This is a genomic window from Bacillus sp. R45, from assembly GCF_021729365.1.
In the GTDB taxonomy this organism is placed as follows: domain Bacteria; phylum Bacillota; class Bacilli; order Bacillales; family Bacillaceae; genus Bacillus; species Bacillus velezensis.
Map to the genome: position 1 here is coordinate 2,369,385 of NZ_CP091421.1, position 24,716 is coordinate 2,394,100.

Here is a 24,716-nt window from a genome sequence, read left to right on the forward strand (position 1 = left end):
TCCTCCTAAGAAAATTAAATTTGCTCCGTCATTTTGACAGGCAATCAGATAGTCACAAATTCATGAGGGTTCATTCCCTCGATCGGAATCGGCTTGGTCAGCTTCATCAGCCCCATGCGGGAGATCGGCTGCGTCAGCAGAGTTTCCAGCGCCTGCATCCCTTCCGCCCGGCTGATCAGTCCGAGACCGATTGCACTCAGTCTGTCAAACTCTTCAGAAATGTGATTGTCAGCCCGCTCCCAATACCCCCAGTTCATCACTTTGACCGGGCATGACAGCCGCCCGGAAAGCTCATGGGCAAATGCGTCTTTAAATGCGCACCCCGCCGCATAATGACTTTGATTCGGATTCTTAATATATGAAATAACCGAAGAGAAAAAGAGAATAAAGTCCAAAGACTCTTTCGCAAATACTTCGGCAATGTTGACGGAAATATCCACTTTCGCCGCAAGGCCGGCGTGAAACTGTGATTCTTCCATATCTTTTACGCTTTCATTCGCAAATACCATCGCTGAATGAACGACGCCGCTGATGGTGCCGTATGTGTTTTTAATCTGTTCATAGGCGCGCTGAAGCGATGGAAGATCAGAAGCATCTGCTGCTATATATTCGGGAGCACGGCCTAATGGCCGGTACCGGTCTATTTTTTGGCGTATCCGGCTGTCCAGCGGCCGCCTCCCGATCCAGACGACTCGGGCTTTATACGCCGTCACCATATAATCTGTCCAAACCTCGCCGATGCCTCCCGCACCGCCGATGATGACATATACGCCTCCATATCGGTAAGGAACACTTTCAGACGGCCCGCTTTGGACCGGAAGCAATTGAGGCCGGTGCCATTCCTGATGTCTGCGCACCCATGCTTTACCCGTACGGTCGCGGGGCAGGCTGAATATGTCTTCTGCGGGGAAATCCCCCCCGTCTTCAAGATCGACCAGACGGATGTGCCAGCTCGGATGTTCTTTTGCGAGAGACCCGACGAAACCGTGCACACTGGAATGAGCGGGACGCACCTCATCATATTGGGTGATAGGCTGTGCTTGGTGCGTAATCACCGTCATCCCAAGCTGCTCTTTTCCATACCCGAGACCGATAAGAGCTTTGGCCGCTCTGAAAATTTGCAGCACCCCGCTTTTTTGATCATGAATGTAAGAATCAGCCGGCTGAGGGGCAAACCAGATCATATGCTGAATCTCACCGAGACGGCGGAGCCGATCGGATATCACTTCAACGGAAGCACTTTGGCTGCTATCAAATCGCACAGCTTTAGGAAACAATCGTAAAACCGCGTCCGCCTGCCCGTCTGTACCGCCTATGATGACAGCTTTTGCTTCAGAAATGGGGAAGCCGGTTTGGTTGTCTATCGGTTCCGCGTCCCATACCTGCATCAGTTTGACGGCTCCGGTAAGGTTACCCGGCAGATCGTATTGCTTGTCATCCGTTTCAGCCGGCGCACTTTCGGCCATCCGGGCAGAAAATCCTTTTATTCTTACACACACATTGCCGCGTTCATCACATATATCAATGTCCATTCTTCGCACGGCCGGTGTTTCATGCGTCACAAACACGGCCGCCCACATGTTTGGACTGCACGGATGAAAAACGGTCAGTTCATGCAATTCAAAAGGCATTAACGGCTGCTCCGGATAACCCGCTTTATCCTCATTCATAACGCCGATGGCCGCCTGAAAAGCGGAATCAATCAGACTCGGATGGAGCACAAACTGTTCGGCCTCATCACAAACGGAAGCAGGGAGCACCAATTTAGCCAAGGCTACTTTTTCCCCGCAATAAATGTGATCAATTCCTTGATGTGAAGGTCCGTATACAATTTCCGCCTTTGCAAATGCCGCATAGCAGTCTTCTTTTGACAGCACTTTTTTGCGGCAGCGCGCTTTCAGCTGTTCAATATGCAAAACCGGCGCCTCAGACAGCGGCTCAATCACAGCACTGCCTTCACAATAAATGTCTGAATCGTTTTCATTGCTGTACACTTGAAATGAAACATTGCCGTTATCCTCTAAGGAAAGACCTGTCGTCATACGCAGCGGCTCTTTTTTATGAACGGCCTGGCGTATCCAGCTGATATACCGTAGCGAAATGCCGGTTTTAGCCGTGTATTCAGCGGCTAACGGCGCGGCAGCCAGTTCAGCCGCGGCTCTCGCCATTTCAAGATAAGCCGCCCCGGGGAGAACACACTTGTTTCGGACGATATGATCGGCTAAGAAGAATTCATCTCCGTTCAGTACCGTGCTGAATTTTTGTTCTAACAAATCTGATGTATTGCGGTGAAGCAGCGGGTGAAGCCTGCTTTCTGTATTTACGGAAGTGACGGGATGATCGGGCTCCGGTATCCAATAGCGTTCCTTCGCAAACGGATATGTCGGCAGACTCATCCTGCGCGGTTTCTCCTCCAGATACAGCCGCGTCCAGTCTATCTCAAATCCTTTTGACCACAGCTCCGCAAGTTTTTTGTAAGTGCCGCTGTCCGTCCATTTTCGGATCAGCTCCTCCGTATCCTGATCATCATTCAGGAAACCCCTGATTTCCGTTCCGCTATCAGACCGGCCTTGAAAGCAGCCGTCAATCTGCCGTTTTCGTTCTGTAAATTCGGTTAATTTCCTGATCAGGTTCGCTTGATCGTTCACTAAAAAAACAAGCCGTTCTTCCATTGCCAGCCGTCCCGTTTGCAGCGTATACGCCAGTGACCGCAGGGAAAAAGGTTCATCAGACTGCTTCTCTAATCCGGACTGACCGAAAAGACCGGAAAGAATATTCTTATGTTTCTCATCGTTTGTCAGACATTCTGCTAAAGTCCGGACGGAAGTATGCTGTATGAGATCAGTCATGTCTATTGCCAGCCCGTATTGATCCGTCAGCCGCTCAGAAAACTGTGTCAGCTGCATGACATCCAAGCCGAATTCCTTCCAATCCTGTTCACCATCTACCGAGCCGGCCTCTACATGCAGAACTTCGGCCAGAGCACCGCGCAGCGCATTTTCCAGCTGATTTTGCATTGTATCTGTTTTGTCATGACGCGGCCCGCTTCCTTCAAGCGCTTTATCTTTGAGAAACATCAGCAGGCGGGCAGCGTATTCCTTCAGCCGCTCCGGATTTTTCGCTGATAGAGGCACGATATACGGTCTCTCTTGATTCTCCGTAATGCCGGGGTTTTTGGGCCTGTACTCTTCTAAAATGAGATGAACGTTTGAACCCGTCGCCCCGAATGAACTGATGCCTGCGCGTCTCGGACAGGAATGTTCACTGCCGTTCTCTGTATACGCCGGCTTTTTCCATGACTCGGTTTTTTGCTGCACGTAAAATGGCGAGTCCTCTAAACGGAGATACGGATTAATCGTCTCTGAGTGCAAAGAAGGGACAAGCGTTTTGTGAAACAGCTGCAAAACCGTTTTATGAAGCCCGCTGATTCCGGCGGCTGATTCCGCATGTCCGATATTCGATTTAACGGAACCGATCGCACAAAATTGCCGATCCTCCGTAAACGTGCGGTAAGCTTTAACAAGACCTTGTATTTCAATCGGATCTCCTAAAGAAGTTCCGGTTCCATGCGCTTCCACATAAGAAATCGTCCTGGGATCGATCCCCGTCTTTTCAAGACATTCAGCTATCATATCCCCCTGCGCCACTGGGCTCGGCACGGTAATCCCGCTGACGGTTCCCACGTGATTGACGGCGCTGCCTTTTATCACCGCATAAATATGATCCTTATCTTCTTCGGCTTTGTGAAGCGGCTTCAGCAGCACGGCCCCGATGCCGTCAGCTGAGACATAGCCTGTGCCGCCTTCGCCGAACGTGCGGCACAGCCCGTCACTCGAATGCATATCCATCAAGCCGTATGTGATATATTTTGTCGGGTGCAATGATAAATTGACGCCTCCGGCAAGAGCTGCTTCACATTCACCGCGTCTCAGACTTTCCGCCGCCATATGGACGGCCGTCAGAGATGACGAACACACCGTGTCAACCGCCATGCTCGGCCCGTGAAAATTGCAGAAATATGAAACCCGGTTTGCGATCGGCGCATAGTTCAAGGGATAAGGAAAGACCAGCCCTTTGGCCGCAGCTTCAGCGCCGGCGAGAGAATAATCCATATGCATCACCCCGGCAAACACACCGACGTTCATTCTCTTATTCGGCCCTTTCGGCTGAACGATTGTTTCCGGGGTATAGCCCGCATCCTCAATCGTTTCCCAGCATGTTTCTAAAAACAATCGTTCTTGCGGATCTTTAGCTTCTGCCTCCCGCGGAGAAATCCGGAAAAATTTCGCATCAAAACAATCCGGATCGTCTATAAAACCGCCCCATTTGGAAATCGGCTTGCCGGACGGCGATCGCAAATGCTCATATTTCCTCGTATCCCAGCGGGAACGAGGCACTTCCGTTACGCTGTTTTCTCCATTTTTTAAATTTGTCCAGAATTCACGAAGATTTTTGGCGCCGGGGTACCGTCCCGCCATCCCGACGATCGCAATATCTCCATTCTGCGTTCCGGCTGACGCCGATTTTTTCACGCGGATTTGGGTCGTCCTCTTTTTTTCCCGGTGCAAAGGTTCAGCATTTGAATGCCCGCTTTGAGCATGGCCGAAGCCGGCTCCGTAATGTTCGCACAAATATCCCGCCAATTCCGCGATTGTCGTGTATTCAAATAACAGCGTCGGCAGAAGCTGCGTTCCGATTTTTCGTTCAATTTCCTTTACCATGTCCAACAGCCCCGGAGAATCCAGCCCCATTTCATAGTAGCCGATATCCGGGTCAATCTCTTTCACAGGTTTGTTCAATCGGGCGGCAAGCAATTCTTTTAAATAAAGGATGCACTGTTCAGTAAGGCCGGCGGAAGCCTCCGCACGGCGGGGCTCGGAAGGCGCCGGTTCCGCTTGCGGAGCCGGGACGGCATTCCGCCCGTCAGGTTCTTTCTTTTGCCGTTTCTGATTGATCAGTTCCGGGTCCCTCACCCGTTTATTGGCGAAGTTTTTCAGTTCGCCGACTTTTCTGCCTTCCTCATTGAAAAACTCCATTGTCACGTAAACGAGATCTTTCTTACGGGTGAGGGATTCTTTTTTTATCTTGGTGATACATGTCGTCTGCAGCAATTCGGCGCAATAAAACGATTCATAAAACAGCGGCAGAAATAATTGCCCATCCTCCCTCGTCAAAGGAGCGAGATATACATTGGAGCCGATGCTGCTCGCATCTATCAATGCAGGATGAAACATCGCCTCTTCTGCATGGTCCAGCTGATCCTTTTGCACCGACAGATCAATATAAATCTCTTTTTCAGTCTGGTAGACGCTTCCGCAGCCTTTCATCATTCCTGAATGAACCAGTTCTTGATCCCTGCATTCCGCGTAAATATCCTCAAGCGGTATTTCTGCCGCCGTTTGTTTTACGGCATCCATCCGGACGCTCTCTTGGAAGCCGGCGGGCTTGACGGAATGCATTTGCGCCGCGGCATATATCTTTTTCTCTGCTGCTTCGTCACCTTGTTTTTGCCCTTTCACCTCTACCTTCCACTGCCCTTCGCCGTTCTCTGTACAGTCAACGGAAAGCAGGATTGTTTCTCCCTGTTCAGGAGCTAAAGGGTGAAAAATCGATAAGTGCCTGAGTTCAAGGCCGGCATGAAAAAAACCGTTTTCTCTGAAAGTCTGATAGATCAGGTCAATATAAGCCAGACCCGGCAGCAGTTCCTTTCCATAGGCTTTATGATGTTTCAGAACGGGATGCTGATTGTTAATAAGAAGCTGCTCTTGCATATGAACTTCCTCCATATCGACGTTCAATTTTCAGCGCAATCAGTAAGTCTTCATTTGTTTCCAAAACGTATTCGGGCGGGATTCATGTGCGTTTTCATGCAGGTTTTCAGCTTTGTCCGGACGGATGGGCCGGCGTTTTAATTCCTGTCTCGGCAAAGGCTTTCTAACCGGGGTATACGCCTCCTGCTCCCAGGCTTCCACTATGACATGGGCATTCGTCCCTCCGTCAGCGAAACTGCTGACGGCGGCAATCCGCGGTGAATCCGTCCATTCACGCAGAACGTGCGAAAAATAAAACGGCGAGGCGGACAGATCGTAATGCGTCATCGGCTCTTTGCCCGAAAGGAAAGGCACACGCATTCGGCGCGAGAGCATAAGCACTGTTTTAATGAATCCGGCAATCCCTTCAGCGCATAACGGGTGTCCGATATTCGGCTTCATCGACCCCAATTCGCAAGGCGCGCTGTTTTGCATACGGTACACCGCTTCAATCGCCCTCAGTTCCAAAAGGTCGGTTACTTCAGAGCCTGAACCGTTTGCTTCAATGTAGCTGATATCCTCCGCTTTTCTGCCGCTTTTGGCAAGCGCCTTGGCCATCACTTCTTTCTGCGCCTGTATATTCGGTGTGGCAGGCCCCGCGGTTCTGCCGTCATTGTTTACGGAAATGCCTTTAATGACCGCATGAATCCGGTCCCCGTCTTTTACAGCCTGGGCCGCTGTTTTTAAATACACCATTCCGACGCCTTCTCCCAATACGATGCCTCCGGTGCGGCGGTCAAAAATATGAAACGCAGGCTCTTCGCTTAACAGATTGCGAAGTTCGAACATCCGGTGGGTTTGACCGGATTCCAGCAGACTGACTCCCCCGACCACCGCTGAGTCGATTTCACCGCAAGAAAGCGCCTGTATCGCCATATTCATACCGACAAGCGCTGAAGAACAGGCCGTATCCAAAACGAGACTCGGCCCCTTCAAATCAAAGAACTGAGAAAGATTGGCCGCCAAGTAATTCGGGCCGGCGGCGACTATCGGATTTTTTGCATGCTTCAGACGGTTTTCGTCAGGCATACTGCCGCCGCGTCCTCCTAAATAGACACCGGCTGACCTGCCTTTCATTTCTTGTAAAGAGTAACCGCTGTCTCTGAACAGATGAAGCGCCTCTTCTAATATAAGAAAGGACTGGATATCCATTGCCTTGATGTCTTCTTCGGGAATAAGGAAAAACTCCGGGTCAAAATGCGTTACATTTTTTAAAAGGCCCGCATAATCCGCCTTCTCCGTTTTCCAGCGTTCTTTCGGCACCCTTTGAATAGCCGACGACCCTTCAGACAGCAGCTTCCAATAAGCTTCAATTGATTCAGCTCCAGGAAAACGGCAGGACATTCCGACAACAGCGATGTCTTGCGCCGCTGCAGCGCCAGAAGGCTGAATGACAGCGGCTGCTGTTTGTTTGGGAACGTCCGGGATTACAGGCTGAACCGGTTTTGAAACGGCAGCTTTGATTTCCGGATATGCCGTTTCAAGCCATCCCGCCAGCGCAGCAACCGTAGGGTATTCATACAGCACCGCCGGGTCAAGGTCAGCTTTGATCCTCTTTCCGATCGCTCTGGACACTTGGGCAAGCATGATAGAATCGGCTCCGTAATCTTGAAACGGTGTATCAGATTCAAATCTTGACGGCTCCAGTCTTAATTCCCGGCAGCAAATGCCCGTCAGCCACTCCTCTACGCTTTCTGTCTCACCCTGTACATGCTGCTTTGTTTCGGTAAGGCCGGTTGAAAGCATCAGACGGTCGGGCTCCCATTTTTCCGGGTGAATGACGGCCGGCATAATAACAGATCCGCAATCGCCTGCCATAACGGCATCAAACAGGCTCAGCCCATCTCTGTCAGTGATGCTCTTTAAACCGCTTTTCTGATAGGCCCGGCTTTTTGATTCGCCCATACCCGTTTCTTTCCAGCTCGGCCATTGGATGCTCAGCACCGGAAAACCTTTTGCGGCCGCAAAATAATCCATATAGGCGTTAGCCATGGCATAATCGCTTTGTCCCGCTCCTAATTCCGGCATCACGCCGGACACTGAAGAAAACAGCGCAAAAAACCGGAGAGGCTCCTTGTGCAGCGCTTGATACAAAAGGTCCAGTCCGTCAGTTTTAGGTTCAAGCACAGTCATCATCTGTTCTCTTGTTTTGCGGATAAAGGCGGGATGATCGAGATCTACGGCTCCCGCTGCGTGTATCACGCCTCCAATCGGTCCCATCTTCTCTTTCACCCGGCTGACGGCCTGCTCATATTCAGGGCCGGAAGATACAGACAGCACTTCCGTTCGGACACCTTTTTGTTCGAGCTCTCTGATTCTTCTCACTTTATCGGAAAACGGGGAATTCCGTTTGATATGATCATCCCACTCCGCTTTCGGAGGCATTGTTTCTTTTCCGGTAAGCACGAGTTTCGTGACTCCGTAACGTTCGGCAAAATGCCGGGCGAATAAATATCCGAGTCCCCGGGTCCCTCCGGTGATCCAGAGCGCATGGTCTTTCGGAAATGAAAATTCTTTTTCAGCTAAGCTGTTTGTTTCCTTTAACCGCGCGTGATAGCGCACATCGTTTCGGTAACACACTTCGATGTCTGCAGAATCGCGAAAAAACTCCTCTGCGATCTGGTTTGCCAGCTCGGAATCTTCAGCAGTCCGTTCTGCATCCATATGCCGCGAGCGGATATCCTTATACTCACTTTGGAGCATCCGGTACAATCCGGCCTTTTTTGCACCTGAGAGATTTATCGTTTCATTCGCAAAAGGTTCAAGCCCCTTTGTCACACAAAGCAGCTGTAGCTTTCGGCCGCGGTTTCTGTTGTCGATGAGAGACTGCAGACGATGAATCCAGCCGTCATCATGCTTGATTTCCGTCCCGCATCCCGTCACATCAATCAGACCGCCAAACCGGGCCGCGTCCCCGGATATTTCCGGTGATGCAGCGTCAATGATTTCAGACTCGGGGAAATAACGGGACAGCTCAACGGCCAAATTTCCTGTCTGGTGATCAGCGGCTATTCCGATGACGCCCCGCACTTCCTTAGCCGGAACACGGCTGCTTTCTGCCCAGCTTTTCTGTAAAAAGCGGAATTCACGAAATGTTTCAGAATGTGTTTCAGCACCGCGAACATTGTCCGGCGCTGCATCGTCCGGCCAATAACGATCCTTTATAAATGGATAACCGGGAAGGCTGACGCGATGAGGCAGGCTGCCGTTATAAAGCTCTGACCAATCAATCTTCAGCCCTTTTACCCAAAGTTCCAGAAGCTTCGCGAATTTTTTTCTTTTCATCCATTTACGGACGGCTTCCTGCATATCTTCATCCTTAAAAACGGCTAGAATGTCTTTATACTGTTTGCTTTTCCCCCTGAAGCAGCCGTCTGTCCCGCCGTCAATAAAACGCTGCAGTTTTTCCGCTAACTGCTCTGTCGACGTCACGATAAACGCCGCACGTTCTTCCATCGCTTCTCTTCCGGTTTGAAGGGTGTAAGCCGCATCCCGGAGGCTGCGGTCTGTGACGTCATTTTTTCTGATCGCTTGAAGAAGCTGCTGCGCCCGCTGCTTCAGGCTGGCCTCCTGTTTGGCGGATAATAAAATGACTGCGGGATCTTCATCTGTGAATGGCTCAGAAATCTCCCTATCAGGTTCAATATATTCTTCTATCAATATGTGGGCATTTGCCCCGCCCGCGCCAAAAGAAGAGATTCCCGCGATTCTCGGAATCTCTTTCTGCGCTCCGTTTTCCTCAATGACCGGCCGTTTCCAGTCTGCCAATTCACGCTGCACCGCAAACGGCGTCCGGTCAAATGCAATATTCGGATTCAAATTTCGGCAATGTAATGAAGGGGCCAGCTTTCGTTTTTGAAACTGGAGCAGCAGTTTTGTTACACCGGCAATGCCTGCCGCGGCTTCCAAATGCCCGATATTGGATTTAACTGAGCTGATGGCGCAAAAGCCTTTATCTGACGTTTTCGTTTGAAATGCGCGGGTCAAACCGTCAATTTCGATCGGATCTCCGAGTTCAGTGCCCGTGCCGTGGGCTTCGATACAGCTGATCATCCGCGGATGTATTCCTGATTTTTCAAGCGCGCCGGAAATCACGTCAGCCTGGGCGCTCGGACTCGGCACTGTATACCCGTTTGTTCTGCCGCCGTGATTGATATGAGTGCCGCGAATCACCCCGTAAATATGGTCCTTATCAGCCATCGCTTTTGACAGCGGCTTTAACAGCACGGCCCCGACGCCTTCCCCGGGAACAAACCCGTCCCCGCCTTCACCGAAACTTTTGCACGTTCCGTCTTTTGAAAGCATTCGATAGGCGCTGAGCTCCGCATAAGCCGAAGGATGCGTATACACATTCACACCGCCGGCAATCGCCATGTCACATGCGCCGCGAAGGATGTTTTCACACGCTTCATGAATTGCAGTTAGCGAAGACGAGCACATCGTGTCGACCGGCATGCTCGGCCCTTTCAGATTAAGAAAATAGGAAACTCTGTTGGCCGCTGAACTGAACGACGTTTTCGGCTGCAGGGTGCCGCCGTTTTTCCAGTACATTCCGTACCCGTTTTTCGTAATGCCAGCAAAAACGCCGACCCGGCCGTTATACAGATTCTCAAGCTGTTCCTTCGTATAACCGGCATCCTCCAGCACCTGCCAGCACATTTCAATAAAGAGACGCTCCTGCGGGTCCATATTCAAAGCATCACGGGGTGAAATTTGAAAAAACAGCGGATCAAAGAAAGCGGCATCTTTCAGAAACCCGCCCCGCTTACTGTAACTTTTCCCTGCTTTCACGGCCGCTTCGGGATCAGGGTTGTAGTACCTGTCCTTTTCCCAGCGCTCTTCGGGAATTTCCGTCACACAGTCTTTTCCGGCCGCTAAGTTATCCCAGTACTCTTCAAGTGTTTCAGCTTGCGGATAACGTCCGCTGACTCCGATAATCGCAATCCCTTCTTTTGTCTGTTTCTCATTGGAAAAAGCAGGCCGTTTTCTTCGCTTGATAAACGACGGAAGCACCGGAAAATCTTCATTTGCCAAAACCTGTTCTGATATGCCTGAACGGTGCTCATCATCATTTGTCCATTTTCGGCATTCATTCGGATAATCCGTGACAAAGTGAGCTGCCAAAGAGCCCAGTGTCTTATATTCGTAAAAAACCGTTTTGGAAAGGTCACCGAAAAGCAGAGACAATTCGCGGTTCAATTTCGTCACAGTGACTGAGTCGATTCCGTAAGTTTCCAGCGGCTCTTCAGTATCTATGTTGGAAACAGCAATTTTTGCAGTCAGGCCAAAAAGCGTTTTGAGCTGAAGAAGCGTTTGTTCATACAAACGTTCACTGCGGTGTTCGGCATTGGTTTTTCCGGAAGCGCCCGTCTTGATGACAGGCTGCAGCTTCAACCCCGACAGGGAAGCCCATATTTTTCCTTCTCCGTCACATAAATCAATATAAAAGCTCCCCGCCTTCTCTTGTATCTCGGCCCATACCTTGTCAGGACAAGATTCATAAAACAAAAGCTCGTCCAATGAAACCGGGGCGAGCGTTTTATATTCTTTGCCGCCAAGCAGCGCGCATGCCTCTGTCACACTTTGCATCACACAGGGAGGGAGGCCGAATCGGGCGGATTCTTTTTGGTTTGTCAATGGAATTGATATGTCTGCCAGCATCCGTCCTGCTGAGGCGTAAATACGCTCAATTCCTTTCATGTGCTCACTGTATTGAACGGTATCGTTCTGAGTGATGGCTTCAATTTGCTGCTGATCCATCAGGGAACCGCTGTTTTCCATCAAGCGGCTGATATCCAGCATGCCGGGCGCAGCATCAACTGGCTGAATCGTCCCTTGGCTGTACACATCATAATGACTGGAATCAGCAGAAAATGGATTATAAATCTCAAACCTTTTGGCTTCACCCTCTGCGGGTATCAGCCTGATTTCGATATGGAACGGCTCAGCCTCAGTCAGAATGGGCTTTGACCACACGATATGCGTCAGCCGGACAGCCGCAGTCTCCTTTACTGTCAAAACAGCCGCAGCTCTCGCCATTTCCAAAAGAAGTTCTCCAGGCATAAGCTTTTTATGCTGTAAAGAAACATCAGCGAGAAAAAATTCCCGGCCGCTGAAAGCTGCCGAGAATCCCTGTCCCGTTTCATCGGAAATATGCTGCTGAGCAAGCGGATGAAGGGAAGCCGCTTGGCGAAGTCCCATCCGCATATCATAATCGCGCAAAATGCCGATCGCATCCTGTTTTGTCATTTTTTTATTTTTGACGTCAGAAAAAACCCGGTGCAGAAACTCTTTCATATGGTTTCCTCCATTACGCTAATCCCTGTAAAAACCGATCGTTCTTTTTACAGCGGCTTCTATGCTTATTTCGTTTTTCTCCAATTCATCAAGCAGGCGCTCATAAGTCTCAAGCGGGGACGTATCAGTCCCGTAAGTCTCCCGGTGCCTTATATGCTGCGCACTGTGCGGTATCCAGCAATGTGTTTTCGCAAAAGGATAGACGGGCAGGCTGACTTTTTTCGGTCTTTCGTCCTGATACAATTTACTCCAATCAACATGCAAGCCTTGCACCCATAATTTTGCAAGCATTGCATACTTTCCTGCTTCAATCCATTGATCTACGGCCCCGCTCATTTCTGCATTGTCCGTCATCTCTGTAAACAGCTGTTTCATCGCTTTGTTCCGGCCTGTAAAGAAATTCTGCCCCGTCTCCTTGCCGCTGAGGAAATCATTCAGCGCGTTCGTAAGCTCTTCTTTTGTTTCAGCAATGACGGCAAGGCGCTCTTCCATTTCATCCCGGCCAAGCTGAAGCGTATAAGCGATATCCGCAAGAGCTCCGTCAGCTGAATGTGACTTTTCCAAATATCTGCGCAGCTGTTCCGCACGTTCCTTCAGCTGTTCCGCCGTCTTTGCCGAGAGAATGAATAAGGACGGCTGAAGTTCACCGGCCGTCCATTGTTTCTCTTCAACAGGAGAAACATATTCTTCGAGCACGACATGAGCATTGACACCGCCAAATCCGAACGAGCTGACACCCGCTCTCCGCGGCAGTTCATTTCCGCTATCATCAGTCGCCGCTTTCCACGGCTGAGTGTCACGGACGAAATAAAACGGGCTGCCGTCGAGGCTGATATACGGATTAACGGTTTCACAATGCAGACTTTTAACGAGCGTTTTGTGCTGCATCTGCAAAATAATTTTTAAAAGTCCGGCCATGCCGGCGGCAAGCTCTGTGTGGCCGATATTCGTTTTGACGGAACCGAGGCCGCAATGAGGCTGATCGGGTGCCGTTACTCCGGCTTTCTGATAAAGCGCTGCAAAAGCCGCTTTGAGTCCGTTGATTTCTATCGGATCTCCGAGCGCCGTTCCCGTGCCGTGGGCTTCAATATAACTCACTGTACGGGGGTCGATGTTCGCTTGCTGATACGCTTTTATCATGACTTCTGTCTGCGCTTTCGGATTCGGCGATGTAAGGGAAGCCGCCCTTCCGCCATGATTTTCCGCCGTTCCGCGGATAACGGCATAAATACGGTCGCCGTCACGTTCCGCATCGGATAATGTTTTCAAAACAATCATGCCGGCACCTTCAGCTCTGACATAGCCGTCCGCTTGATCGGAAAATGTTTTGCAGCGCCCGTCTTCACTGAGCATTCCTGCTTTATTAAAGCTGATATGCATGTCCGGCGACACAATAGCATTGACGCCTCCTGCAATCGCGATGCCGCAGTCTCCGGCCTGAATTGCCCTGACCGCACGGTGAACAGCGACCAATGAGCTTGAACAGGCGGTTTCAATCGGTTCGCTCGGCCCATGTATATTCAGAAAATAGCTCATGCGGTTCGGACCGATTGACGGAACCGTTCCGGCGGCGGAAGAACCCTCAATCTCTATATGGAACTTTGAAGCTTCCTGAGCGTAACCGCTGTTTGTCGTGCCTGCAAAAATGCCTGTATTTGTACCTGACAGGCTTTTTGCAGAGCAGCCGGCATCTTCAATCGCTTTCCATACATGCATCATTAAAAGTCTTTGCTGAGGATCCATCATTTCGGCTTCATGCGGAGAAATACCGAAAAATAATGGATCAAATTGAGCGGTTTCATCAATGAAGCCGCCCCACTTTACATTGCTCGCATTTTTATCTTTCTGCGGATCTCCGTAATACTGTCTCCAGTCCCAGCGCTCCGGCGGTATTTCAGAAATGCAGTCCTTTTCTCCGGCTAAATTCTCCCAAAACATTTCCGGATTTTCAGCCATTGGAAATGCACAGCTGATTCCGATTATCGCCACGGGCTCTTCAGGTGCAGCTGCGGTTTTTGTTTTAGGAAGGCGGGACGGAATCGAGAATGGCTCCGTCTTCATTTTTTTACGCTCAACCGGTTTCTCCGTTTCTGTTTCTTCCTGTGGGCCGAATGTATCCGGATGTTCCGTCAGCAAGTATTGGGCAAAACTAAAGACTGTCGGATATTCAAAAAACACGGCTGGCGTCAGTTCAAGCCCATACATTTTATTTAGTTCATTTGCAAACTGCGTGAATGAAACCGAATCAAATCCATAATCTCTCATCTCTGATTCAGCATCTATTTCTTCTTCTTTCACCTTCAGAATGCCTGATATCATATGTTTGAGTTCCGCTTGTACTTTATTTGGCAGATGGACGTGGGTCTTCCTTGACACATGAATGCTGCGTGACGGTTCCGGCGCTTCAGGCATCAGGTTTTTTCGAATCCGTTTCTCGTCGCCTTCTGCCACCATGACCTGGTGTGCTCCGGAGGCAAAAGCGGCGTACAGCGCCTGGATGCCTGAAGCCGATCGCATGGCTTTCATTCCGGTCTGTTCATACATCAGCCGTTCGGTCTCTTTGTCCACGCGCATACCGCCCTCTTCCCAAAGCGGCCAGTTGACGGACAGGGTCTGCCCGCTCCGCTTGTTGTCCCGCACGAGACGATTTCGGCGGGCTGCATAAACATCCATAAATGCGTTGGCTGCCGCATAACCGGCCTGCCCCGGATTTCCCATGCCTCCCGCCAAGGAAGAAAACAGAATGAAAAAGTCCAGCCGTACATCTTTCGCTGCTTCATCAAGATTGATAAGCCCTTTCACTTTCGGCGCCATGACGGTCTTCCGTTCGTTTTCTGTCTGGTTCAGAATGTAGTTGTCGGCGATCACGCCTGCGCCGTGAATAATCCCATCGAGTGTTCCGTGCTCCTCCTGTATGCCGCGGACGAGGGCGATGACCGCCGTCCTGTCTGTCACGTCAACCGGTTGATACAATACGCGGGCGCCTGACGCTTCCAAGCGCCGTAAGCGGGCGGAGCGGTCTTCATCAAGCGCTTCCGCCCTCCCCGTTAATATGAGGACGGTGTTTTTGACGCGGGAGGCTATTTCTTCAGCGAAAATCAGTCCGATGCCGCCCGCTCCCCCGGTGAGGAGGTAGACCCCTTCGTCTTTCCACGGAACGGTGCCGCTTTGAGGCGCAGGCAGGTGACGCCAGTTTCTGACGAGACGTTTGCCGGCTTCATAACGGATTTCCGCTTGTTCAGGGTGCGCCCGGTTTTCTTTCAGCTTGGCAAGAAGCGCTGATGCTGACTCGTCCGGATCGGCTTGGATGACTTGGCCGTACAGCTTCGGATGTTCAAGGTGAGCCGTTTTCAGAAAAGCGGCCAGCCCCGCCAATACATTGTCTTCCCCCCTGTCGGGGACAAGAAGCTGGATCAGCGTTTTTCCCTTCTGTTTTTCTTTGATAAGACGCTTGACGATCGCTGACAGCTCCGCCGCGCAGGCGTCATAACGGTCTTCAATGGGACCTTCCCCGTCAGCCGCACATACGGCGCCGTTTATGTCCTCAGCGTTCATTCCGCCATACAGCGTCACGTATCTGAAAGACTCTGCTTGTCCGCCGCCTTCACCCGGCGGTGATTCCTGCCACTTTGGCTGAAGCAAGAGCGGTTTTCCCTCCGTTTCCTCTTCCAGAAAACGGGCGGTGAGCCCCGTCAATCGGACGCATACCTCGCCGTTTTCATCACACAGCTCAATATGATAGGCGCCGTCCGCTGAGGAAAGCACCGCCCACATCGTCTCCCGGCACGCAGAAAACACCTGCATATCCCGGAGGGCAAACGGCAGAAACGGCCGTCCGGACGCGGAACCGTCTGAGAGCACGAGACCGATAGAAGCCTGAAGGGCGGCGTCCAGCATGCTCGGATGCAGGATGAACGGCTCCTTTTCTTCGCGGGCGGACGGCGGAAGAGTGAGCTTCGCGAGCACTTCTCCGCTTCCGGCATAGACGGCGTCAAGCGCCTGATGAGACGGTCCGTAGGTGATGCCGAGGCTGTCGAATGCTTCATAACACTCAGCCTTTGACATGCGCCGGCCGCCGCAGCGCGCCTGAACCGCCTCCACATCGAGTACAGGAGCACGCTCCGTCTCTTCGAGCACGGCCTTTCCCTGGAAAAAGACAAGCGGCTCTTCTCCTTCGGCATACGCTTCAAAAGCGATGTCTCCGTTTTCTTCCGGCTGAAGCTTTACATGAAGCGTCACGCCTTCAGAAAGCGCCGTCACCGGACGGAGCCAAACGATCTGTTTGAGCCGGACACCCGCTTTCCCGCCCGGCAAGTCCTCAGCGGCAAGCGTAACGGCGGCCCGGGCCATTTCTAAAGCAGCCGCGCCCGGAAGCACCGGTTTTCCATTGACGATATGATCGGCAAAAAACGGTTCACGCCCTGAAAAAACAGAAGTAAAGCGCTGGGCGGTAAAGGTCGATGTATTCGCGTGGAGCAGCGGGTGAAGTCTGCCTGCTTTCTCACTTTCCGCTGAGCCTGTTTTGTCAAGTGACACATCAGCTTTTGTGACCCAATATCGGTCTTTGGCAAAAGGGTAAGCCGGGAGACTGATGCGGCCCGGGTTGCGCTGATAAAGAGCTGACCAATCGACGTCAAGTCCTTTAACCCAAAGGTCAAGCAGCTTTCCGTATTTCCCTTTTTTCAGCCAGGCATTTATGGTAAGCGCCATATCTTCATCGGAAGTAAGCGAAGCCGCCAATGAATGATGTTTGGCTGTCCTGCCCCGCCAGATATGAGCATGTTCGATATGATCGTTTGAGAAACTCATAAGCTTCATTTTCAGTTCTTCTATCGACTCGGCCGTAAATGCAAGCCGCTCAGCCATCGGTTCTCTTCCCGCCTGAAGCGTGTAAGCGATTTTGGCCAAATCCCCGTCAGAACGTTTTTTTCTTATGACATCATCCAGAAGCTGGCGGGCGCGCTCTGTCAATTGCTGCTCATTTCGCGCTGATAAAATAATAACAGCCGGTTTTTGCGGAGAAACAGACGCGTTTTCCCTTGGTTTCAGGCTGTCAGACGGCACATATTCCTGAATGATGATATGCGCGTTTGCCCCTCCTGCTCCAAAAGAGGAAATACCGGCAATTCTCGGATATTCCTTCATTTCACCCGTGATATTCAAGACAGGTCGTTTCCATTCCGTTTCTTTTTGCTGTACGAAAAACGGAGTGTGCTCAAACTCAATATTCGGATTCAATTCCGCCGCATGCAATGAAGGGGCAATCCTCTTATGTTTCAATTGGAGAAGCAGTTTGGTGATTCCCGCAATCCCGGCAGCGCTTTCTAAATGTCCGATATTTGATTTAATTGAACCGATGGAACAAAACTGCCGGTCTTCTGTTGTCAGGCGAAAAGCTTTCGTTAACCCGTCGATTTCAATCGGATCACCGAGCGCAGTGCCCGTTCCGTGGGCTTCCAAGTAACTGACCGTTCTCGGGTGAATGTCTGTCCGTTTCAACGTCTCTGCGATCAGATCAAACTGCGCTTTCGGATTCGGCACCATATAAGCGTTTGTCCTGCCTGCTGCGTTCAGCATGCTTCCTTTGATAACGCCGTAAATATGATCGCCGTCTTTCTCCGCTTGAGCAAGCGGCTTTAACACAATCGCCCCTACTCCTTCACCGTCAACAAAACCGTCCGCCCTGTCTCCGAAAGATTTGCATTTATCACCGGGAGACAGCATTGAAAAAGCGGACAGCCGCTCATAGTGAGCCGGATCAACGATAAGATTGACTCCGCCGGCAATCGCTGTTTCACTCATTCCGCTCCGCAGGCTTTCTGCAGCGAGATGGACAGCTGTTAAAGAAGAAGAACAGGCTGTATCCACAGCCATACTCGGCCCTTGAAAATTGAACAAAAACGATACTCTGTTTGCGATAGACCAGTCGCTGGGAACTGTCGGGTAATTGCTGTTCATCACACCGACAAAGACTCCGATTTTCCGGCTGTCACAAAGCGTGGCCGGGGTGTACCCCGCATCTTCAATGCTTGAATAAGCAGTCTGCAGAAACAACCTTTCCTGCGGATCCATCCTTTCAGCTTCCGCGGGAGATATACGGAAAAACAGCGGATCAAATTTATCAATGTCATCGAGGAAACCGCCCCATTTTGAATAAATGGACCCCCATTTTCCGCGTTCCTCGTTATAAAACGTTTTCCAGTCCCAGCGATCTTTCGGCACTTCTGTAATAGAATGCCTGCCGGCTTTTACATTTTCCCACAGCTCATCAACGTGATCGGCGCCCGGATACCGGCCTGACAGACCGATGACAGCGATATCCTGGATATAGGGATCTCCGTTTGTCCTGCTTTCTTCCTCGTTTTGAGGAATTACATTCAGGTTATCTGTGTGATCAGACAGCTGCTCCTCACGCACACCCATCGCTTTCATAAATGCTCTCCGCTGAGAAAGAAGCAGGTAATCCGCGATTTCTTCTATCGTCTGATATTCAAAAAAGAGGGTGCTGGTCATTTGGTCAAACACGTTACGAAAAGCATTTGTGAGCCTGACGACCAGAATAGAATCCAAACCGTATGCGGTTAAGGAAACCGACGGATCCATTCTCCTGCTCGGAATCTTTAGCGTTTTTCCTATTAATTCCGTCAGATATGTGATGCCCCGTTCCCTTACGTTTGGAATCGGCGCGGCGCTTTCTGCGGGAGCCTGCATCCGTCCGGCGTTTTCGGAATGAGCCCGTCCATTCCCGAATTGCCGCTCGAGCGCTTCTTTACGGGAAGACAGAAAGTAATCAGCAAGCTCATCAATGGTTTGATATTCAAAAAACAAAGTGCTGCTGACAGAACCGAAGACGTCTTTTAACGCGTTGGTCAGTCTGACGACCAGTATGGAATCCAATCCGTATGCGGTTAAAGGTTCATGGGATAAAAGACGATGCGCCGGCACTTTAAGCGCTTCACCGATTACCTTCTTCATCAGTTCAACGCTTTTTTCTCTCAAGCTGAAATGCAATGTATCATCCGAAAGACCATCTGCGTCATACGGACGGCGCTCCGGTTTTTCTTCTGACGCCTGCGGGAGGGCAAGCCTGACCGTTCCGTCACTTTCAGCCGCTATAATCTGCTGGCCTAAGTCGTGTGCGGCTTCAGCCGGAAACAGAGGATGGACGAACCCTTCAAGTGAAAGCGCTTCCGACCAGCCGGCCGGCTCAACCCCCGGACAGCCCGGAATCCGTAAATCATGATCCTCATACAGCCACCAGCCTTCAAGAAGGCCGAACGTCACATGGTTGAATACGGTGCGGCTGTTGATCTCATTTATAAACAGCTGGCCGTTTTTTTGCAGCATTGCTTTCGCATGGCGCAGCGTAGAGCGGATATTTTTTGTCGCATGAAGCACATTGGTCGCGATCACTGCGTCATACGTGCCGATGTCCGGCGCTTCTGTTGATACCGGCTGCTCAGCGTTGAATATTTTATAAGTGACATAAGGATATTCCGGACCGAATATGTCTTCTGCATGTAAAAGAAATACTTTAGAAATATCTGTGAAACAATATTCGGCAATATGCGCTTCATACGGTTTCAATTTTCTCATGACCGCGGCGCTCGTCCCGCCCGTTCCGGCTCCGATTTCTAAAATGCGGATTTTCGCCTGCGGGTCTTTTTCCAGACGCTCCCGCAAAACTGCAATCAATGTGTCAGCAAGCTTGTCATTGAAAAAATCAGAAATGATATTATTGCGGTAAATGCCTTCCACAAGACGGAAGGAGGAGTCAGGGAACATCACTTCCGTTGCCGGAAGCTTACCGGTTAAAATGTCTGGAAGCACACGCAATGTCTCTTCTGCCAATCTGACATGCGCCCTCATGTCTTTCCGGCGCAGCCAAGTCTCTTTTTTCCGCTCCCATTCCTCCCACACCTCCCCTAGATCCGTTTTTTCCGGAGCAAGCGCTAATTCAGTCAGGAAGACAAAGCTCTCTTTCAGCCATCTGCTGTATTGTTCCGTTATGCCGGCAGCCGATTGAAATAACGGCAAAGTCTCATCAAGCCTTGCGCCCATCTCATAAAGGGTTGATACAAGTATTTTTTCAATGAGGGATTCCATCTCTCTCATGCAGCTCATGACATTTGATGCTTTTACCCGCTCAGCTTCGTCATTCTGCGTGATGTTAACCGCTAATTGTCCGAGTGCGGAAGGAATCTTTTCCGGATAAACCGTTACTTGTTCTTTCAGATCATCTTTCATAAAAACCGGATCTGTCGTTTTGATCAGCGCCAGCTGGTCATAAGGTCCCGAAAGCAGGGTTTCCAGCGTTTTCATCGCTTCGGGCGCCTCAATAGAAGCGATTCCGTCCCGCTCCATCCGTTTCCGGTATTGTTCTGAAGCGACAACGCCGACACTTCCCCAAAAGCCCCAATTGACAACCTTTACGGCATACGGCGCTTTTTGTGAGATCCGCTTAGCAAAAGCGTCTTTAAACGTGCACCCGGCGGCATAATTGCTCTGTCCCGGCGCTTTTTGAAACGACATCATCGAAGAGAAAAACAGCAAGAAATCCAGCGGTTCCTCTTCAGCTACCCGGGCAATCTGCAAGCTGACATCAGTTTTTGCAGAAAGTGAAGCGCGGAACTGGTCCTCTTCCATATTGGCAAAACTCCGGTCTGATAACACGATGGCGGAATGAATGATTCCGCGCACCTTTCCATGTTCCTTCACAATGGTGTCATACGCCCGCTTGAGAGAATCATAATCCGCAGCATCCGCGCTGAAATATTGCGGTGAGGGACCTAAAGCCGCAAGTCTTTTCAGCTTTCTTTCAATCTGTGTATCTTTTTTCCGTCTCCCGATCCAAGCAATTTTCGCCTGATAGGTCTGAATCATGTATTCAGTCCATACTTCTCCTATTCCGCCTGCTCCGCCGATAATCACATAAACCCCGCCGTGCCGGTATAATGAAGGCTCACCTGCATGAGGCTGGCAGACGGCCAATTGCTGGCGGTGCCACTGACCTGCACGAAAGACCCACGGATTTCCCTCGGGGTCCGCCGGTAAAGAGAAGATATCGGGAAGATGCCGGTCTCCCCTTTGAGATTCCAAATCAAGAAGCCGGATGCTCCAATTGCTGTGTTCTTTTGCGAGCGATCCCGCTAATCCGTGTATGCTTGCATGACTCGGATTGACCTCATCATGTTCATGAATCGGCTGTGCTTGAAACGTGCAGATTGTCAATGATAGTTGTTCCGTGTCAAAATTCAGAAGCAGAAGCGATTTTACCAGCCGGAAAAGCTGCATGACCCCGTGCTCCTGTCCGTCGGCCGTATCCGCATCATAAACGGATGGAATCGGATGATCCGGCGCCGCCCATATCATGTGTTGAAAAGAGCCTTGCGCTTTCAGTGTTTCAGCCATTTGTTCCGCGCTGTCCAAAGAAGTGATGTCCGGAAAACGGACATCGGAATACATCTCTTTCAAAGCCTGCTGAAAATCCGGCCCGCCCCCGATGACAATTATTTTTTCTTCACGCATGAAAGACATGCCGGTTTCCGGAATGGTGACGGTGTTCCAAACCGGTGTCATAAGCAATTCCGTTTCACGGCTTTTCTTCGGCATGACGCCGGCTTTTTGGTTAAACCCGGCGCTTTCCTGCACCTCTTTTATGATAAAATCTTTCACTGCCGCATGCAGCACGCCGCGCTCATCACAAATATGCAGGTCAAATTGGTGAACGGAGGCCGCTTTTACCTCCGCATGCACAAATACGGTTTTCGCTAACGGTTTAAAAAGCTGTATTTCTCCGAAGGAAAACGGTACGATAAGCGCAGGCTCTTTTTGAAATTGCAGCACATGCGCCATTGCAGTTTGAACAGCGCCATCCATTAAGGACGGATGCAGGATGTACTGTTTAAAATCCGCTTCCAAGTGTGACGGGAGCGTTAATTTGGCCAGTGCTTTCCTTTCTGTATAAGAGAATTCGCGGATGACCTGAAAACTGTCCTTTTGCACGATTCCCGCCTCAGAGAACGAGTGATAGATGTCTTTCGGCTCCGTTCTCTGCGTAAATGGCGCCGGAAGCTGAAAGACCGGGGCCTCAAACGACGCTCCATTTTCTTTACAAATCACTTCTCCTTGCGAAAAGAGAGTGCCGTCCGCTCCTTTTTCCTTAATGACATAGCTTATACGCTCTTTTTCCGCTTCAAACTCTATCATGACGGATCTTGGGTCTGTCCCTGTCACAATCGGCTCCATATACCACACATTTTGAAGAGAGACGACCGGGCGTTCTCCCCACAATGCCGCGCCGTATGCCGCCATTTCAAGATGACAGACTCCGGGGAGCACATATTTTTCGTTCACTAAATGATCTTTAAAGAAATATTCATCCTTGGAAAATATCTTTTGAAACGTCCCTTTCCGGGCGGATGAAACATTCTCATCAAGCAGCGGATGCAGCGCTTCACGCCTTTTGATAGATTGGGGCTTTTTCGTATACCGCTTTTTTTGGTCGGTCAGCCAGGACGTTTCCTTTAAAAACGGATACGTAGGAAGCGGAACTTTCTGATACGGCGTCTCCGGCTTTTTGAAACCTTGAAGGCCTTTGACCCACAGCGCGGCAAATTTTTCAGGATCTGAAACGGATTGGCCTGAAACGTCCGGCCGTCCGGGTGACGCTTTTCCGAAGTAAATATGCCTGCCGCCGCTGTGACCGCTCACAAAACCGTCCAATCGCTGTTTCAGCTCGGGAAGGGATGACGCAATGACAGCAAGCCGGAAGGAGAAAGGCTCTCTGCCTGACAATAGGGTGGCAGCGATATTTTCCAGGCTGTATCCGCCGGCAGAAGGCGAGTTTTCCAATCGGGCAAGAAAGGAGCTCAATTTTCCGGCATATTCTTTCAGCTGCTGTTCGGAATGTGCGCTTAGTACGACGGCATGCGGTTTTTGCTCAGTATTCCCGTCCGCTTGCCGTTTTGGCTGATAAGCACCTACGATCAGATGGGCATTAGAGCCTCCTGCGCCGAATGAACTGATTGCGGCGATTCTCGGTTTATCTCCTTCAGCCGGCCACGGCCGATTGTTTCGGACGACATAAAATGGCGAATCAGAAAAAGAAATCTTGCGGTTCAGTTCCTCGGCGTGCAGACTGGCGGGAAGCGTTTCATGTTTCATGCTTAAAAGCACCTTGATTAAACCGGCGATCCCTGCAGCCGCTTCCAAATGTCCGATATTGGATTTCACCGAGCCGATTCCGCAGTCATTTTTCTCATCGGTCTGTTTCTCAAATGCCATAGACAGACCGCGTATCTCAATCGGATCGCCGAGTGCCGTGCCGGTACCGTGAGCTTCAATGTAGCTGATATCCGCCGGACTTACCGCGGCTCTGTTTATAGCGGATAAAATCAGGTCCCGGTGCGCTTCCGGATTCGGCACCGTATACCCGGTCGTTTTGCCGCCGTGATTAGTGGCGGACCCCTTAATGACACCGTAGATGTGGTCGTTGTCCGCAATCGCTTTTTTCAATGGTTTTAACAAAACGGCTCCCGCGCCTTCACCGGGCACGTAACCGTCTCCGCCTTCACCGAAGCTGCGGCATTTTCCTTCAGAAGACAGAAAATGCGATTGGCTTAAAAACATGTATTTTTGCGGATGTAAGCTGAGGTTGACGCCTCCGGCAAGCGCCATTTCACAGTCGCCCGACATAATGGCCTGACAAGCCTGATGGACGGCGACAAGCGATGAAGAACACGCCGTATCAACAGCGATGCTCGGCCCATGGAGATCAAGAAAATAAGAAACCCGGTTCGGAATGCCCCAATATAAGGAGCCGGGGCCTTTATACTGATCTTTGAGGAAACCTTCTTCGTGTGCAATTAATGAATATTCATTCCAGGTCACTCCGGCGAATACACCGATTTGATCCGTCGGCCTCGCCGCCGGGTTCCCGTAACCGGCATCCTCCATCGCTTCCCAGCAGCACGTAACATACAATTTTTGCTGAGGGTCCATTAAATCAGCTTCCCACGGGGAAACAGAAAAAAACAGCGGGTCAAATCGATCCGGACGATCAATAAAACCTCCCCATTTACTGTATGACGCGTATTCTGCCGTTTTCTCTTCCGAGTAATAAGAGCTGTCCCATCTGTCCTCAGGGATTTCGGAGACACAATCTTTATTTTCCATTAAATTGTCCCAAAAATCATGCTGGTTTTCCGCTTTCGGAAACATCCCGCTCATTCCGATAACCGCAATATCAGAACTCCTGTCCGTTCCCGGTTCAGGCACCTTTTCAGCCGCCTGTACAGGAAGCACTTCTTCTTCCTGCCGGCTTCCCGTATCAGGCTCCGTTTCTTTGAATTCAAGAACGCTTTCGGGATTTCGTTTCTGCGCACTTAAAAACTCACTCAATTTCTCAATGTTCGGATATTCAAACAGCAGCGTTTCAGAAAGGCCGGTAAATTCTTTATGCAATATGGTCATGATTTCTTCACTGATGAGAGACGTCACGCCAAGAGTAAAAAAAGCGGTTTTATCTTCTGCTTCGGTCACCTCGGCACCCAGCTTTTCCGCTATTACCGTTCTTAAAAATTCGTTAATACATTTCATGAGGATACC

Annotated in this window: 3 protein-coding genes; all 3 read right to left on the reverse strand. The window is 50.5% G+C overall.

Features of this window, described 5'->3' with window-relative positions:
• Positions 1-44 precede the first annotated feature (44 nt).
• From L3V45_RS11560 to L3V45_RS11570, 3 genes are read right to left on the reverse strand one after another with little or no spacing between them, the layout of a single operon-like run.
• Positions 45-5,771, reverse strand: coding sequence for a type I polyketide synthase (locus L3V45_RS11560; protein ID WP_236837004.1), 5,727 nt, complete (start codon positions 5,769-5,771; stop codon positions 45-47).
• 39 nt (positions 5,772-5,810) lie between these two features.
• Positions 5,811-12,107 carry a type I polyketide synthase gene (locus L3V45_RS11565; protein ID WP_236837005.1) on the reverse strand — a complete coding sequence of 2,099 codons (6,297 nt, stop codon included), beginning with the start codon at positions 12,105-12,107 and terminating at the stop codon, positions 5,811-5,813.
• 18 nt (positions 12,108-12,125) lie between these two features.
• The gene (locus L3V45_RS11570) at positions 12,126-24,707 is read right to left on the reverse strand and encodes a type I polyketide synthase (RefSeq protein WP_236837006.1); all 12,582 of its coding nucleotides are present in this window, start codon (positions 24,705-24,707) and stop codon (positions 12,126-12,128) included.
• Positions 24,708-24,716 lie beyond the last annotated feature (9 nt).